We start from the raw sequence: 15,529 nt of genomic DNA on the forward strand, positions 1-15,529 counted from the left end.
CCGCGAACGTGCGCCGCCGACCCGCCTCGGCCACAACCTCCTGAGCGGTCCTGGCGCCTTCGCCCTGCGTCGTCGCGGTCACCGTGTCGCCTCCCCGTTGCCTCCGGCAGGTCCGTTCCGGCGCTGGTCAGATGCGCCCACGCGAATCTACCGCAGGGGGAGGATCGCCCGGATCGAGCGCTGTGCGCACCCGGCGCGCGACCTCGTCGGGAGAGGTCCCGGCCGGATAGACCGCCACCACGACCTCCTCCCCGCCGCGCGGCCGCGCGGGCGCGCCGCGGAGCACGTCGGCCAGGCCCTCGGTGACGAACGCCATCGCCCGGTCGAACCGGTCCCAGGGGACCGGGTGCTCCGGTTCGCGCAGCCAGGAGCGCAGCACGTGGTTGTGCGCGGCGATCACCGAGGCCGCCACGGCCTCGGCCGCCAGCGCGCGCTCGGTGTCCCGCTCCCCGCCGGCCAGGTACCGGCGGAAGGCGGACTGGTAGCGCGCGGTCATCGCGATCTCCCGGTCGCGCAGCCGCGGCACCGCCCGGACCAGGCGGAAGCGGCGCACGGAGGTGTCCGGTTCGGCGGCGTAGCCCTGGAAGACCATGCGCGCGGCGGTGGTCACCGTGGCCACCGGGTCGTCGCCCGGGGCGGCGTCCAGGAACCGCCGCACCCCCTCGTACAGCTCCTCGTGCTCGGCGAAGAGGATGTCGTCCTTGGTGCCGAAGCGCCGGAAGAGGCTGCGCCGGCTCAGCCCCGCCTCCTCGGCGACGTCGCCCATCGTGGTGGCCTCGTAGCCGCGCCGCTCGAAGAGCCGCACGGCGGCCGCGACCACCTCGTGCCCGGCGGGGCGCCCCCCGCCGCCGTCCGTACCGGTCCTGCCCGTGCCGTCGGCCATGCCCCTCCTCCGTCTTCCTCCCGATAACGTACGCTGTCACTTAATGCCAGTATCAGGCACTCAGTGCCACACCCAGCCCCGGGAGGGCCGATGAGCTTCGACCTGTTCACCACCGCCGAGGAACACGAGGAGCTGCGCGACGCGGTGCGCGCGGTGGCCGAGGACAAGATCGCGCCGCACGCCGCCGCGGCCGACGAGAACAGCGCCTTCCCCCAGGAGGCCTACGACGCGCTGCGCGCGACCGACTTCCACGCCCCGCACATCGCCGAGGAGTACGAGGGCGTCGGCGCCGACGCGCTGGCCACGTGCATCGTGATCGAGGAGGTCGCGCGCGCCTGCGGCTCCTCCTCGCTCATCCCGGCGGTGAACAAGCTCGGCACCATGCCGCTCATCCTGGGCGCCTCGGAGGAGGTCAAGAGACGTTACCTGCCGGAGGTGGCGCGCGGGGAGGCGATGTTCTCCTACGGGCTGTCCGAGCGCGAGGCCGGCTCCGACACCGCGAGCATGCGCACCCAGGCCGTCCGGGACGGCGACTCGTGGGTGGTCAACGGCCAGAAGTCGTGGATCACCAACGCGGGCGTGAGCAAGTACTACACCGTCATGGCGGTGACCGACCCCGAGGGCAAGCGCGGCAGCAACGTCACCGCCTTCGTGCTGCACGAGGACGACCCGGGCTTCACCCTGGGCGAGCCCGAGCGCAAGCTCGGCATCAAGGGCTCCCCCACCCGCGAGCTGTTCTTCGACGACGTGCGCATCCCCGACGAGCGCCGCGCGAGCGGGGTCGGCGAGGGCCTCAAGATCGCCCTGCGCACCCTGGACCACACCCGGGTGACCATCGGCGCCCAGGCCGTCGGCATCGCCCAGGGGGCCCTGGACGCCGCCGTGGCCTACGTCAAGGAGCGCAAGCAGTTCGGCAAGGCCGTGGCCGAGTTCCAGGGCGTGCAGTTCATGCTGGCCGACATGGCGATGAAGCTGGAGAGCGCCCGCCAGATGGTCTACGCGGCGGCGGCCAAGTCCGAGCGCGGCGACGCCGACCTGCCCTTCTTCGGCGCGGCCGCCAAGTGCCAGGCCTCCGACGCCGCCATGGAGATCACCACCGACGCCGTCCAGCTCCTCGGCGGCGCCGGCTACGTGAAGGACTTCCCGGTCGAGCGCATGATGCGCGACGCCAAGATCACCCAGATCTACGAGGGCACCAACCAGATCCAGCGCATGGTGATGGCCCGCCAGCTGCTGAAGTAAGTCCTCAGAAGCAAAAAAGCCCTGGTCGCACCGCGCCTCCCCGGTCGGGGAGCCTCAGGCGACCAGGGCTTGCTTGGCGCTCGCTCCAATGAGTGCCAACGGGTCTGTTCCGTCTATGTTCCGTCAGGAACGAGGCCGGAGCCTTCAAAGCGGTTGTCGATCGCACTGCGGGAGCGCTCGTCCGCGCTCGGGAGCATGTGGCCGTAGATCGAGAGGGTCACCTTCGGATCGTGCCCGAGGTAGGACGCCAGCGCGACGACGGAGACCATGGCATCGAGCTGAACCGAGGCATACCAGTGGCGTAGCTGATGCATCCCCTCCCTCCTGGTCGTCTCATACCGCTTCCGCCCACGACTGTCGGTCGCGGGCGGCGGGATGATCCCCGCAGCGGCGATCGCCGGCTTCCAGATCGTCTCGCTGTAGTTGCGCGCCCGTACGTGCTGGTCGTCGGCGGGCCAGCGGAAGAGCAACCGCACCGTGTGGGGCTCTCCGTCGACCTTCTCCCACGGCAGCGTGTAGTCCTGCGGCGGGTACTGCCGAATGTGCTGCCTCAGGACGGTCGCGACGTTGGCCGGCATCGGCACGGTGCGGGTCTTGTCGTTCTTGGGCAGGGCGAAGACGTGGTCCTTCCCCAGCTTCTTGATCTGGCGGTTCACCCGGATGACGGACTCTCGGAAGTCCAGGTCTTCGAGCGCGAGGCCGAAGATCTCGGCCTGCCGCATGCCGCAGCCCGCGGCGATCACCGGCATCGGCAGGAGTGGCGCCGGGTGGTCGCTGACGATGTCCGACACCTGGGCGTCGCTCCACACCTTGACGTCGCGGCCCTGCCACTTCGGTTGCCGGACGATCTTCGACTTCACCGGGTTCTTCTTGATCGCCTCGTCAGCTTCCGCGAGCTCCAAGACCCCGCGGATCACCAGCAGCGCCGTAGCGGCCAGGGATGAGCTGAAGGCCTCCTCGAGCTCCTTGAGGCATGCCTGGATCTCAGAGGGCCGGATTGCCTTGACCTTGCGCTTGTCGAAGCGCGGTCCCACGTGCAGCCGGTAGACGCTCTCGTATCGGATCTCGCTCGACGGATCCACGGTGACGGTGTTGAACCAGCTCTTCGCGAAGTCCCCGAAGAGCCTGTCCCCGGCTTTCGGGTCGATGTACTCGCCCCGCGCCACGTCCGTCTCCATGGCGTTGGCGTGCCTCGTGGCCGGGTCCTTCGTCTTGAAGGCCTTGCTCTTCTCCTGCCCGTACTGGTCGTGCCACACGGCGAGCCACCGTTTGCCCTTGCCGAAGCGGGCGGTCTTCACCTGGATCGGTTCGTCGTCCGGGCCCTTTACTGTCTTCCACCACAGGTCCTTGACGTGTGCCATCAGCCCTGCGCCTCCACCCAGCTACGGACCTCTTCGGGGAAGTAGCGGACGTGCTTGCCCACCCGGTGTGAGCGAGGGCCGTACCCCTTGTGCCTCCACTGGTAGAGCGTCTTCTTGGGAAGCCCCAGGAAGGCGGACACCTGATCGATGGTCCAGAGAGACTCGAAGTCGGCCGCTTGGGAGCGCTGCTTCTGTCGGGTGACTGGGCTCATTCGGGGCTGACCTCCAGATACACGCGGACGGTGGCAGGGTCACGACGGTTCGGGTAAGGCCTGGAGGGCTCGCTGGCGGGAAGGTGCGACCGGATCAGTTCGACGACCTGTTCGATGTCCTCCGGAGCACCGGACAGTCGGATCTTGACCAGCCGGAGACGGCGGGACGGAGGGTGCTTCATAGTGGGAGGTGCCTCCTCCTTCTTTTCGGGGGTGGTTCGGTGGCCTCGGGCTGGGCTTTGGCGAGTTGGGCCCGGGGCCGCTCCGTTTCGGTGTTCGTGCTCTTCAGGCAGGGTTCTCCTCCTTCTGTCGGAGCTTGGGGTGGACCAGGTAGGTCTTGCTGGGGCGGCCGCGCTTCTTCTCGGCCGGCGGCGGTGCCAGGCGGAGCCATCCCAGGTCGATGAGCATGCCGACCGGGGCCTCCAGGTCGGAGGACTTGGGGATGTCCCGGCAGCGCACGCCGTTGTAGAGGTCGCGGTGGGTGACCTGGCGGCGCGGGTTCGCCTCGAGCCAGTCCAGGACCTTGCGGGCCGCGTTGTGCACGGGGTCGGCGCCCATCAGGCCGAAGACCGCCAGCGCGTGCTCGGTGTAGTACTCACCGAGCTTCTCGGCCGCGGCGAGGGTCTCCAGAGTGATCGGGGCGCCCCACCCGTCGGCGAGGTGCTCGGCCACGTGGAGCAGGGCGGCGATCCGGACGACGGCTCCGACGAGCTTGCCGCCCCAGTCGCGCATCTGGCCCATGCGCCCGTCGCTGCGCAGCTGCGGCTCGACGACCTCGTCCATGAGCACCATCAGCCGCTGGCGTGCCTGATCGGTGAAGGTCAGGGTCATCGGTTCGGGCAGGTTGCGCAGGCTGAAGAGCATCGTCTTCAGCAGGTGCCGGTACTCCTCCTCGACCTCGGCCGGGATGGGGGCCGCGTTCTTGGAGGAGCGGTGGCCGATGTTGTCGGGCGGCAGCGAGTACAGGATCCGCGCGAACACCCCGCGGCCGCGGCCGCCGGGCGTGGAGAAGATCTCGTTGAGCGCCTCGGGCTGGAGCGCGATCCCGATCGTGAGCGCAGGGGCGTCGATGTAGTCGGGCTCGCGCCCCTGCCGGTCGACGCGGATTTGCTCTCCGGCGTGGGCGTTGAGGAAGGTGTCCAGGTTGGGCATGCCCGAGTAGCGGCCGGCCAGGTTGCCGAAGAACCCGCCCTCGGGCGCCAGCAGCGCCAGGCGACCGTCCTGCTCGGCAAGGCGGTGCGCGAGGTTCTCCGGGGTGATGTCGGAGGCGATCAGCTTGGGGACCGCGGGCACCTCGAGCTCGGAGGCGCGGTCGGCCGCCTCGCGGGCCTCGACCATGGCCTGGGGGCTGCCCCCTTCCTTCTCGGCCTTCTGCGCGGCCTCCTCGGCCTGGGCCTGGGCAACGCGGCGCTGCAGAAGCGCATCCCGGATCTCGGGCTCGGCCTGCTCCACCAGCTTCTGCTCGGCATGGAACAGCGGGCTGTTGATGTGGGCGAACACCGCCGACTTCCGGGAAGCCGGCGGCAGGGCGGTCACGGTGTACAGGCAGGCCGGTTCGGTCCATGTACCGGTGTCCACGTGGATCCGGCCCGAGGCAGCTGTAGACAGCGCAGCCAGGGACAGGCACCCGGCCAGATCGGCCGGGGTCTGTGTCAGGTCCGAGACCGCCGCTGCGTACAGCCCCACCCAGGACGGGAGCGCCTCGATGGGGAACTCGGGCAGCTGGCCGGAGACCGCGTCCAGCGGGGTCGGCTCGCTCCAGACGCCTTTGGCCTCGCGCGCCTGGCGCAGCGCCTCCTCGGCCTGCGCCGCCGCCTCGCCGGCGTCCCCTTCTGCGGCATAGCCCAGCTGGGCGATGTGGGTCCCGGCCTCTACCAGGCGCCGGTAGACGGCGGCTTCGGCGACGATGCGCGCGTAGTAGCCCGCGTTGGCCGCTGTCGGGATGGCCTCGGTGAGGGTGTGCAGGTAGGGCGCACCGCCGACCTGCTTGGCCTGCCCGCGCTTGGCCAGCTCGTTGTGGACCGCGAGCGCGTCGGTCGGGGCCCCGTCGCCGTGCAGTTTGACCACGGCATCGAAGATCATCTGGTGGGCCGGCCGGTAGAAGTCGCCGGAACCGGCGATCTCGACGACTTCGACGATCGCGTCCTTGGAGAGCATCATCCCGCCGAGCGTGCTCTGCTCGGCGTGGATATCGTGCGGGGGCTCCTGGTCGGTCCCGCTCTTGTGGGGATGCTGCTCTTCAGGCTCGGGGACGAGCGCGAGAGACACGGGGTGGTCCTTCCTATCCGCGGGGCGGGCCGCGGGGCTGTTGGTCACCGCCAGGCGGATCGGCGGGTGGGCATGCGAGCGGCCGCCCCGGTGGGCGGGGCGGCCGCTTCGAGTGCCGTTGGGTGCCATCGCAAGAAGAAAGCCCTTCCGAGGGGAAGGGCGTGACAGCGGATCTGGCGGTGATCTGTCGGCGGGTCAGGTGCTGGTGGCCGGGATGATCGGCCAGGCGCGGTCGACGACCTCGCGCGGGTTCTTGGTGCGCCGCAGGTAGGCCTCCAACGATGCGGCCTGCTCGGCCCTCCAGGCGCGTTGGGCGTCGTGCAGTTCGTCGATGCCCATGGCGGCCAGATGGGGCTGTGTGGACCCGAGGCGCCAGGCCAGCCGGGCGGTGGCCAGGGCGTCGGCCTCGCAGCCGTGTGCGGCCTCCTGGGACAGCGCGATGTTGTAGTGGGCGCACACGTCCGCCAGGCGGCGGGATCCGCGGCGGTAGCGGTCGACCTGCTTGTCGATGACGTGCGGGTCGATCACGCGGAGCTTTCCTCCGAAGTCCACTCCGGTCCGGTGCCGGGCCAGCTCGCGGTCGAGCAGCGTGAAGTCGTAAGCGGCGTTGAAGGCGACCAGCGGGACGCCGTCGTCGATCGCGGCGGCGATCTGGTTGGCGACCTCGTCTGTGACCTCGTGGGCCGGGCGGCCGTGCTCGCGGGCGTGGGCGGTGGTGATGCCGTGGACGTCGGTGGCGCCCTGGGGGATCTCGATGCCCGGGTCGGCCAGCCAGGTCGTGGCCTCGGAGGTGCCGGCCGCCGGGTCGATGCGGATCAGGGCGGCGGTGACGATGCGGTCGGTGTCGAAGTCGACGCCCGTGCTCTCGATATCGAAGGCGAGCATCGGGGACAGGTGCCAGTCGGACACGGGCTAGGGCCCTTCTTCGTCGTCGGTCTCAGGCTGCTTGGGCGTAGGCGGAAACGGGAGCGATCTCTTCGCCGGTGATGGACTCGGTCACCGCCGCGAGCAGGTCCCGGGCGGCGCAAGGGGTGACGGCGTTGCCGAGCAGGCGCACACGGGTGCGCTTGTCGGGCGGGGTGAGCACGTAGGTGGACGGGAAGTCCATCGCGGCCTGGTACTCGTGCGGCTCGAGCATGCGGAAGGGCAGCTCGCTGATGTCGCTGATCGTGCGGCCGTAGACGGCGGCGTGGCCCTCCACGGTGGTCACGGCCCCCAGGGTCCGGTCGGCGGGGCGGGCGGCGCTGGTCGAGTAGTAGGGCAGCACCATGTCCGGGGCCGAGACCACGCCGTGGTGCAGGCCGCCGGCCGTGACCGCCGACAGCGGGGCGGTGATGGCCCGGTGCGAGGAGGCCCCGCCGCGCAGCTCGACCATGTAGGGCGGGATCGCGATCGCGGTCTCGTTCCGGGTGGAACACGTGCGCATCGGCTGCTCGAGCGGAAGGGCCTTCTTGCCGTCGCGGCCCTCCATGGGCACCAGGTAGGGGCGGCCGAACTCGTCCAGCCCGGCCTTGATGCGGCGCAGGGTGGCGGGCTTGAGGGCGTCCTCGCCGGTGCGCTCGCCGATCGTGGGTGCGGGAAGCTCCCAGTCGATGACCTGCGAGGCGGGCCGCACGTCGGGTTCGACGATGTGGTTGCGGCACTCGGTGCGCGGGCAGCGCCACACGTACTGGCGGTTGGCCCCGTAGCGCCCCCAGGGCCGCAGCGGGTGGCACTTCTTGGTGCTCTTCCACCCCTGCAGGGCCTGCACGCGCCCGTGCCGGGGGCACAGGGCCCAGGGGCGGGTCCACTTGTCCAGGTCGGGGGCGCGCTCGCCCTCGGGCCAGAAGATGTCGAACTTGCGGTCCCTGCTCTGCGGGGCGCCGTCGCCGAGCCCCTGGGCGAACATCGAGTTCAAATACACCGCGCGGTGTTCGTACCCCCAGGCGCGCATGGTGTTCACCCAGGCCTCGTAGACCGCGCCGGGGCGGTGCTTGGGGCCCCACCAGCGGTTCTCCACGACGTTCTCCACGATGATGGCCCGGTAGGCGTGGGCTTCGGCGAAACGCGGGACGTCCCACATGGTGGCCCGCGAGCGGATGGCGGCCTCGTCGGTGCCGTCGGCGGCCCACAGGCCGCCGTCCCATTCACCGTGGTCGCGCTCGACTCCCTTGGCGTTGGAGTAGTTCGTGCACTCGGGGCTGGCCCACAGGATGTCGGTGCGGGGGTACTTGCGCGGGTCGACCTGGGAGATGTCGGCGCAGTCGTGCAGGGTTCGGGGGTGGTTGGCCTCGTGGGTGTCCACGGCGTCGCGGGAGTGGTTCAGGGCCAGGCGCACCTGGACACCGGGCACGGCGGCAGCGCCGGTCGCGGAACCACCGCCGCCGCAGAACAGGTCGGTCATCGAAGGCAAGGCGTACTCCGTTTCGTCTCGAAGAACCCCGGGGGCGGGGTGGTTCAGGGGCGGACCGAACCTGGTCCGCCCCGAACCACAGGGACTCAGAACGGCATGGGGTCGGCGGTGAGGCGCGCGGCGCACTGGGCGGTCCGGGCGGCCCGGAAGTGCTGAAGGCAGGCGGGGCAATAGGGCTGCTCGCCATCGGAGCCGGCGAGGCCCCACCCGAACTCGCCGTCGGCGAGTGCGTCGATGGCCTCTTGGCAGCTGGCGAAGTGGATGAAGCTGGCGTCGAAGGTGGTGTAGTCGTCGGTCATCGCGGCCCCGCACCTGAAGCAGGTCACCTGGTAGCAGGTAGCCGGTTGGATCGGCATCGTTCCTCCCAGGCTCAGCGGCTCGATGCAGGGCGGCCGCCGCGGTAGTACTCCGGCGGCGGGGAGCTGTAGAGGCGGCGCACGGCGGCCCGGTCGGTGTCGGAGACCGTGATGTCGCCGAGCCGGTGGCACAGCTCCACCCAGACCGCTTCCAGGGAATCGGACGGCTGCTCGTCGGCGGGGTGGCCGGTGTGGGCGAAGGCGATGGTCGCCGCGGCCATCTCCTTGAGCCGGTCGCCGGTCACCCATTCGGCGCCGCGGGTCTCCTCGGGGTCGGGGAGAAGGCGGGCGTCGGGGGCGACTTCCAGGTCGAAGACGGTCCACAGGTGCCCCGGTGAGGCGAAGGCGTCGGTCGGGGGCGCCGAGCACAGGTTGGGCAGGTGGACGGTCACGACCTTGGTGGCCTCTAGGACCTTCAGGCCCAGCTCCTCGTCGGCCTCCTCGCAGACCGCGATGCGGAAGGTGGCCTGGTCCTTGTCCTTGCCGTGTCCAGCGAGGAAGGCGGCCCCGATAGGCCACCATGCCCGGTAGAGGATCGCGAACTCTTCCTGCCCGTTGGTGGAGGTGCGGCGCACTCGTCCACCGACGCTGGTTCCGCAGCAGAACGAAGGCATGAGTGGTTCCTTTCTGCTCTCAGGTGAGTAGGGCGATGGCAGCCATGGCGACGGCGATGCCGGTCAGCCCTCCGATCACTGGGGCGGGCCCGGCGAACTCTTCGGTTTCGGGGTCGGTAGCCCGGTGGTCGGCCGCGGCGGCCATCAGCAGGCACGCCAGGGCCGTCCCGCCCGAGCCGAGAAGACGGGCTGTCTCGGGATCGATGGCGGATCCTTTGGTCACAGTGAGTGGTCGATAGGCGCGTGCGGTGTTCCGGTGGAACGGGCGGGTGGGAAGGGGCCGCATCCCGCCCCCGTGGGGCGCCGGCCAGGGGGCTCCCCTGGAACGCCTTTCGCTCGTTCCGCCGGAACAGTGCAGGTCGTGAGTGGAACGCGTGCTGTTCCACCCCGGAACGCGTTCCGCCCCGGAACAGGGGTTGTTCCGGGGCGGAACGGATGGTTCGTTCCGGGTGCGTGGTTACATTGCGTCGCGAAGCTCAGGCGGGACGGCGAGTTCGCCGCGGCGGATCCGGGCGGCCGCGTCCTCCAGCTGGTCCCGGAAGTAGCCGCGGGCCTTGGTGCCGTTCCACCGGAAGGAGTTGTCGAAGGGCTCGATGTCGATGAGCCGGAGCAGCTCGCGCACGTCCTCGGCCTCCAGGCCCGCCTCGGCGGCCACGGCCTTGTAGTGGACCCGGTCGCCGTCCCCGCACAGCCGGAGGGCCACCTTCAGCAGCTCGGGAACCTCCCCGTGGTCTTCGGTGGGCAGCGGGTCGGGGTCGGCGTCGAAGGAGGCGGCGATGATGGCGTCGAACTCGTCCTTCGCCGGTTCGCCGCGGCGGGCGCGATTGCGCTCCTCCAGTTCCCGCCGCTTTGCGCGGGCACGCGCGGCCGCGTCCTTGAGGTCCAAGGAGTTCAGGTCGATGCGCTCGCGTTCCTTGACGGCGGTGCCGCTGCCTTCACCAGACTCCTGGGACGAGGAAGGGGCGGAACGGATGGCCGGCAGCGTGTCCACACCGAGCCAGTCCCGAGCTCGGTCCCAGCGCTCTTCGTAGGCCTCGCGGTTGACGTTCACGGTGATCTCGTCCATCACCGGACGCCGGTCGTCGGTGGCCAGCGCTGCTTGGTAGCTGTCTTCGGGTTTGACCAGCAGACCTTTCATCAGCCTGGGGAGCCGGGCAGGATCGGCCTGCAGCAGCCCGTATCCGGCGGCGTGCATCTCGTCGGCCTTGGGCAGGCCCCGGGAGTAGCCATAGAGGCGCTGAAGCTCGGTGTCCTCGTTGACGCGCATCGCGACCCTGACCGCAGCCTGGGCGATCAGTTCCTTGGGGAGCTGGTCACCGCCTCCGGATACCGCACGCAGGGCGCAGGTCAGCATGCGGATGCTGACACCGCGGGACCGGTTGGACAGCTCCACGAGCTTGCCCTTGATGTTGCGGGGCAGATCGGCGGCCTCGTCTGTGATCACTTGAATGTGGGGAACGGACGGGGTCGCGGGGACCTTGTCGTCGTTGGCCTGTGCCATGAGAGCGGCATAGCCCGAGGACCGGACGGGGATCGCCCCGAGCAGGAAGTCGAGCATCAGCTCGGCTTCCTTGGGCGTGGTGGCGACCCAGTCGATGGCGGGCCGGGATGCGCGCCCCTCGAGCCACGGCTTGAGGAACGGGCGGAAGGCCTTGCCGCCGTTGAAGTCAATGCCCATGACGATCACGTCCTTGCAGCGCAGCAGCTGGCGCATGATCAGGCTCAGGTGGGCGGACTTGCCCGACCCGGTGGCGCCGATCAGCACCCCGGCCTGCCACTTGAGGTTGATGCCGCCGTAGGAGCCGTCGCGGTGCATGCAGGTGGGAAGGTCGTCGTAGATCGACAGGGGGCTGTAGTCGTCCCCGGCGGGGATGTCGTCGGCCAGGGCGTCGACCGTGGACACCAGCATCAGCACGCGCCGCCTGGAGCCGTGGGAGGCGACCTCGATGCCGCACCCGTCGGGCAGGTCCGCGTCCGCGGCCAGCGCCTCGGCCTTGGCCGCAATCGTCTTCCAGCTCGACTGGCCGGCGGGAAGGTCCACCACGATGCTCATGCCGGTCTTGCGAGTGGCCCCCGGGTTATTGGGGTCGGGCATCTTCCACTCGACCAGGTCGCTGACCTCGACTCCGGGGCGGGAGAAGCGGCAGATCCTGTTGATGCGGGCCTCCCACTCACCGGCGATCCCGGCCCGCCGCTTGATCTCGCCTTCGGCCGCCCGGCGGTCCTCGGCCGCGATCTCGAAGCTTCGGCTGACCGGCTGGAGGACACCGGCGGTGATGGCCCCGATGCCCAGCGAGGACATCGCGGCAACGTCCCAGGGGCCGCCGCTGGCCAAGGCATAGGCGGTCCACGCGGCGAAACCCGCCCACCGCCCGCCCCGGTACAGGCGGGAGAGCAGCGGCTGTTCACCGGAGCCGCGAGCCACTGAGGCGGTAGTCGCCACCGCCCCGGCGGCGGCCGGTACCCACCACTCCATGCCGACCTCGGGCAGCGAGCCGACCGCGGCGACCGCCATGGCCGCGGACGCGGCATTGGCGGCACCGAGGAGCGGGCCCTGCTCGTGGGACCAGTTGATCTTGCTCTGCTTCTTCGACTTCTTCTTCCCGTCCGCCACGGCTTCCTCCTGGCCCTCGTCGCAGTCGTCGCATGGACAAGGGCGGGGAGCCTCCCCGTCCCCGCCCTCAGCTGACCTGGATGCCTAGTCGTCCTGCCTGCTCACGTCCCACTTCTCTTCGTGCGGCCTGGGGTTCTCCAGGCGCTCCAGCTCAGCCTCGTGCGCGGCGCGGAACAGGCCCGGCATTTCGTCGGCGACATCGCTCGCACCCCTGCTCGCCTGGGAGATCTGGTCGAAGAACTCGATCACCGAGCTGTCGATCGGCTCCTCGTCCTCGGCGCGGTGGGCCATCTGGTCCAGCCCTTGGGCCAATTTCTCGAACAGCGACGGGAGCTCCTTGAGCCCCTTCTCGTAGTCGAGCATCCCGATGTTCCCGAACTCGCTCAGGGCGTCCTTCAGCTCTTCAGCCGCGTCACGGACCCGCTGCACAGGTGCAGCCACAGGTTCCTCCTCGGTGTCTCCGATGGTGATGGCCATAAGCCCTCGGCCGATGGCCGCAATGGGCCCGTCCTCGGGGGACGGGGCGTTGGTCCCGATCACGCGCCCGATGAGGACGCGAGGCTCGGAGCGGCGGGGACGAGCGCCCATACCGGCGACCGCGGCCGCGGCCACTGCCAGCTGTGCACCGCGGACATGCCCGTACCGGGTGTCGTTGCGGACTCGGCCGGTCCAGCGCTCCCACAGCGCCGACAGCCACGACTTCGCCCGATAGCCCCAGGCGCGGGCCTGAAGTGCCCACACACGCCGACGCAGGTAGGCGGCGACGCGCTGGCGGCGCGGCCGGGTGCGGCGCCAGGTTCGGTGCAGGTGCCTCCGCGCGGCCATCGATGGACTGGAGCGCCAGGCACGGGCCGCAGTACGTCCCAGAAGTCCGCTCGTCCTCCAGCGACTACCGGCAGGGAATCGGCCACCACGCGGCCTGAAAGGCCGGGAGCGGCCACTGAACGGGCGTCGTAGCAGGCCCTTTCCGCTCAGCCTTCGCCCGGTCCGACCCCGCAGGTTTCGGGTGCCGCTGCGCGGGGCCAGACCGCCGCCCCCTCCGGGGCCGGACGACCCGCCTTGTCCGCGTCGTCGGCCGAACAGGCCGCCCCCGCCTCCGCTCCGGCCACGTCCAGCCGAAGATCCAGCCTTGGAACGCGGAGACAGGCCACCCCAGCCCGTCGACGAAGATGGACCGCCTTTGCGGCCGTCGGCGGCACCGTGTCCACGGCCACCGAGCAGACCGCCCGAGCCGGGCTTGCGGTGGGTGCCTGGGGTGCGGCCACCGGCCGCCCCTCCGAGAAGCCCCCTGGCGGCACCGTTCTTAGAAGTGGATCCGAAGGCGGTGCCAGTTCTGCCCCCACTTGGGTTGTTGCCCTTGCCGCTCGTGCGTCCCGGCGCCCCGGCCCGGGAGCCGCCCTTGCCCGAGCGTGCCCCCGGCAGTCCGCCCAGACGTCCGGCACGTCCCGTGGCGCCCCCGATCCCGGCGGCGCGGCCGCGGCGCAGGACGCCTTTGCCAGCGGCTGATTGGCCGCCCTGCTGGGCTGCGGCGGTCTTGGCGGCCCGTCGACGTTTGGCCAGGTAGGCGGCCGTCCCGGCCCCAGCGGCCCCGGCGGCGACCGCCAGGCCCACCGGCCCGCCCACGGCCCAGGCGCCCGCCCCGATCGTGGCGGCGTTGGAGGCGCCGATCTCCAGCAGCGGGGGGAGAGGCGGCGGCCCGGCTACCTCTCCGGAGGGCGTCTCGGGGGCGGCCTTGGCCGGGGCCTGCGGGGCGTCGTCTGCGGGCGCGGGATCGGCTGAGGGAGGTTCGGGTCGCGTGGCGACCTCGGTGGTCTCGGTGTCCATGTGCACCTCCACGGGAGAGGGCCCGGCGCCAGGACGTGGCGGCCGGGCCGCTACCAAGGCCGTCAGGCCGGATTCAGAGCAGCCCCTCCAGCGCAGGGGTCACAGCGGTGGTGAAACGCCCCAGGGCGTCGGCCCCTTCGGTCACCAGCCCCACCGCGGCGACGAGCAGTCCGGCGACGCTCTCAGGCGCTCGGAAGAGCCACAGGAGCAGCACAGCGACGAAGACGATCGGGATGATGCGGGCGAAGAAACCGCGGATCATGACGAGTTCTCCTCTCAGAGCAGGGGACGCCGGGACTTCCGGCCCGGCGGGGTGGCGCGCGGCGTGGAGGTCAGAACAAGGGCTGCTGTTCCAGCCGTTGAGGACCGGTGCGCCGGTGTTCGTTCAGGTCCTCATCAGCGCCGAAGTAGCCCACGCGCCACTCGCCGGTGGCGCCGCAGGCGCAGGCCAGGCGGGCGAAGTAGGCCTCTTCGCCGCGGTCGGTGAAGCCGCCGGTGCGCTCGATACGCGGGGCGCAGCCGCCGGTCATACCGCCCACCCCACTTCGCAGAGCACACGGTCGACGTCGGCCCGCTCGCAGGGCTGGCACAGCCCGCCGGTACTCGTGGGAAGGCAGTACTCGAACACCCACCCGCACTGCTTGCAGGTGTGGCGGGCCAGCAGCGCACGGGCCAGCGCCCGCTCACGCGCGGGCGTCATGGGCCGCACCGGAAGGGCCAGGCGCCGCTCGTAGAGCAGAGCACTGCGGTAGCCGCCGCGGGCCCGGCGCGAGCGCCACACCAGCTCGGCAACCGGGTCCTGCCCTCCGGGGCGAAGGCCCTCGGATCGCAACTGGGTACGAGTGGCCAGTTCCGGTGGGGCGAAGCCCCACCGGTAGGCCGGGATCACCTCCGGCCGCGGGGCCGGTCCTCGACCAGCGCCCGCACCTCGGCCGGCAGGTCGGGGTCGACCCCTTCGCGGTCAGTGCCCTGACCGCAGTGGGCGAGCACGAGCCGCATCGAGGCGGGGGTCGACCAGTTCGCATCGTGCCAGGTGGCGCCGCACTCGCAGGAGAACAGCGAGCGGTCCTCCTCGCCTTCGACCCAGTGCAGCTGCAGCCACTCGAAGGACTGGCACCGGGGGCAGGCGGCGTACTCGTTGTAGGCGGGCCAGGCGGTGACCCAGCTTTCGGCCTGGCGGTTGTACAGGCGGCGAACGGGCGCGGCGATGGTGGGCGTCGACAAGGCGGTCTTCCTTTCGAAGGCGATCTCGTGGCAGGCGGAACAGGGCCGCCCCGGCCCGTGGCGGGCCGGGGCGGCGTAGGTGGTCGATCGGTGCGGTCGTGGTCAGGGCGGATCCATAGGCCTCCCGAGGGGGCGGGCGGGTGGGGACAGCGGGTCGGGCCGGTTCGCGGGCAGCCCTTTGGGGGTTGCCGCGCGTCGCCTGCTCGACGCCGCTCCGGGTGGCGGGGACCCCGCCCCGACTGCTGGGGCCGGGGCGGGGTGCTCGCCCTCGGAGCGAGGAGGGGCGCCCGCCGGCGGCGGGGGGCCCCGGGGGGGGGGGGGNGCCCCGGTGGGGCGGGTTCTCAGTTCTCGTAGACCTGGTGGCCTTCCTGGTGCAGCCGGTCGCGGTGCTCGCGCACCGTCGAGCGGGCCTTGCCCAGGTCGGCGGCGATCTGGTTGGTCGACACCCCGGGGCCGTGGGCGGTGATGTAGTCCAGGACCGCCTGGCGGGTGGAGGCGCCCTGTGCGGCGCGGGCCTGCAGGTGCGGCGGGGGGGGGTG

General features: G+C 71.1%; 17 protein-coding genes and 1 pseudogene. 1 reads left to right on the top strand and 17 read right to left on the bottom strand.

The window, feature by feature from the left end; translation table 11 throughout:
* Nucleotides 1–127: 127 nt before the first annotated feature.
* Nucleotides 128–883, bottom strand: a complete 756-nt coding sequence (locus tag D450_RS0121960; RefSeq protein WP_017540793.1) for a TetR/AcrR family transcriptional regulator — start codon at nucleotides 881–883, stop codon at nucleotides 128–130.
* A 90-nt stretch (nucleotides 884–973) separates the two neighbouring features.
* Between D450_RS0121960 and D450_RS0121965 the strand changes: the two genes are divergently transcribed.
* A complete protein-coding gene (locus D450_RS0121965) occupies nucleotides 974–2,125 on the top strand; it encodes an acyl-CoA dehydrogenase family protein (RefSeq protein ID WP_017540794.1) in 1,152 nt (383 codons plus the stop codon).
* Between the two features lie 113 nt (nucleotides 2,126–2,238).
* On the opposite strand, the gene D450_RS30915 is transcribed toward D450_RS0121965, so the two are convergent.
* The 16 genes and pseudogenes from D450_RS30915 to D450_RS0122040 form a co-directional block, all read right to left on the bottom strand.
* Nucleotides 2,239–3,486 carry a tyrosine-type recombinase/integrase gene (locus D450_RS30915; RefSeq protein WP_017540795.1) on the bottom strand — a complete coding sequence of 416 codons (1,248 nt, stop codon included), beginning with the start codon at nucleotides 3,484–3,486 and terminating at the stop codon, nucleotides 2,239–2,241.
* Nucleotides 3,486–3,698, bottom strand: a complete 213-nt coding sequence (locus D450_RS0121975) for a helix-turn-helix transcriptional regulator (RefSeq protein WP_017540796.1) — start codon at nucleotides 3,696–3,698, stop codon at nucleotides 3,486–3,488. The genes D450_RS30915 and D450_RS0121975 overlap by 1 nt, the downstream gene beginning before the upstream one ends.
* Before the next feature lie 285 nt (nucleotides 3,699–3,983).
* A complete protein-coding gene (locus tag D450_RS0121980; protein ID WP_241483242.1) occupies nucleotides 3,984–5,384 on the bottom strand; it encodes a YfjI family protein in 1,401 nt (466 codons plus the stop codon).
* A 140-nt stretch (nucleotides 5,385–5,524) separates the two neighbouring features.
* Nucleotides 5,525–5,858: pseudogene (locus D450_RS35765) on the bottom strand (DnaB-like helicase N-terminal domain-containing protein); the annotation flags it as partial.
* Nucleotides 5,859–6,161: 303 nt separating this feature from the next.
* Nucleotides 6,162–6,875 (bottom strand): 3'-5' exonuclease, encoded by a 714-nt coding sequence (locus D450_RS0121985; protein ID WP_017540798.1) that lies wholly within the window; start codon nucleotides 6,873–6,875, stop codon nucleotides 6,162–6,164.
* A 28-nt stretch (nucleotides 6,876–6,903) separates the two neighbouring features.
* Nucleotides 6,904–8,349, bottom strand: coding sequence for a DNA cytosine methyltransferase (locus tag D450_RS0121990; protein WP_152520890.1), 1,446 nt, complete (start codon nucleotides 8,347–8,349; stop codon nucleotides 6,904–6,906).
* Nucleotides 8,350–8,444: 95 nt separating this feature from the next.
* The gene (locus tag D450_RS0121995) at nucleotides 8,445–8,714 is read right to left on the bottom strand and encodes a hypothetical protein (protein WP_017540800.1); all 270 of its coding nucleotides are present in this window, start codon (nucleotides 8,712–8,714) and stop codon (nucleotides 8,445–8,447) included.
* Nucleotides 8,715–8,728: 14 nt separating this feature from the next.
* On the bottom strand, nucleotides 8,729–9,328 hold the full coding sequence (locus D450_RS0122000; RefSeq protein ID WP_152520889.1) for an NUDIX hydrolase: 600 nt from the start codon (nucleotides 9,326–9,328) through the stop codon (nucleotides 8,729–8,731).
* A gap of 19 nt (nucleotides 9,329–9,347) precedes the next feature.
* Complete coding sequence (locus D450_RS0122005) at nucleotides 9,348–9,551, bottom strand: hypothetical protein (protein WP_017540802.1); 204 nt, start codon at nucleotides 9,549–9,551, stop codon at nucleotides 9,348–9,350.
* Between the two features lie 234 nt (nucleotides 9,552–9,785).
* The gene (locus D450_RS31935; RefSeq protein ID WP_051063636.1) at nucleotides 9,786–11,942 is read right to left on the bottom strand and encodes a hypothetical protein; all 2,157 of its coding nucleotides are present in this window, start codon (nucleotides 11,940–11,942) and stop codon (nucleotides 9,786–9,788) included.
* 84 nt (nucleotides 11,943–12,026) lie between these two features.
* Nucleotides 12,027–12,767, bottom strand: coding sequence for a hypothetical protein (locus tag D450_RS31940; RefSeq protein ID WP_017540803.1), 741 nt, complete (start codon nucleotides 12,765–12,767; stop codon nucleotides 12,027–12,029).
* A gap of 1,072 nt (nucleotides 12,768–13,839) precedes the next feature.
* Nucleotides 13,840–14,028, bottom strand: a complete 189-nt coding sequence (locus D450_RS0122020) for a hypothetical protein (protein WP_017540804.1) — start codon at nucleotides 14,026–14,028, stop codon at nucleotides 13,840–13,842.
* 70 nt (nucleotides 14,029–14,098) lie between these two features.
* Complete coding sequence (locus D450_RS33755) at nucleotides 14,099–14,296, bottom strand: hypothetical protein (RefSeq protein WP_017540805.1); 198 nt, start codon at nucleotides 14,294–14,296, stop codon at nucleotides 14,099–14,101.
* Complete coding sequence (locus D450_RS0122030; RefSeq protein WP_017540806.1) at nucleotides 14,293–14,655, bottom strand: RRQRL motif-containing zinc-binding protein; 363 nt, start codon at nucleotides 14,653–14,655, stop codon at nucleotides 14,293–14,295. The genes D450_RS33755 and D450_RS0122030 overlap by 4 nt, the downstream gene beginning before the upstream one ends.
* Entirely contained in the window at nucleotides 14,652–14,990 is a 339-nt protein-coding gene (locus tag D450_RS0122035) for a hypothetical protein (RefSeq protein WP_017540807.1), read from the bottom strand. The genes D450_RS0122030 and D450_RS0122035 overlap by 4 nt, the downstream gene beginning before the upstream one ends.
* 341 nt (nucleotides 14,991–15,331) lie before the next feature.
* The coding region (locus D450_RS0122040) for a winged helix-turn-helix domain-containing protein (protein WP_026128708.1) at nucleotides 15,332–15,529 on the bottom strand (198 nt) is incomplete at its 5' end.

It is taken from the genome of Nocardiopsis halophila DSM 44494 (assembly GCF_000341245.1).
GTDB classification, from domain to species: domain Bacteria; phylum Actinomycetota; class Actinomycetes; order Streptosporangiales; family Streptosporangiaceae; genus Nocardiopsis_A; species Nocardiopsis_A halophila.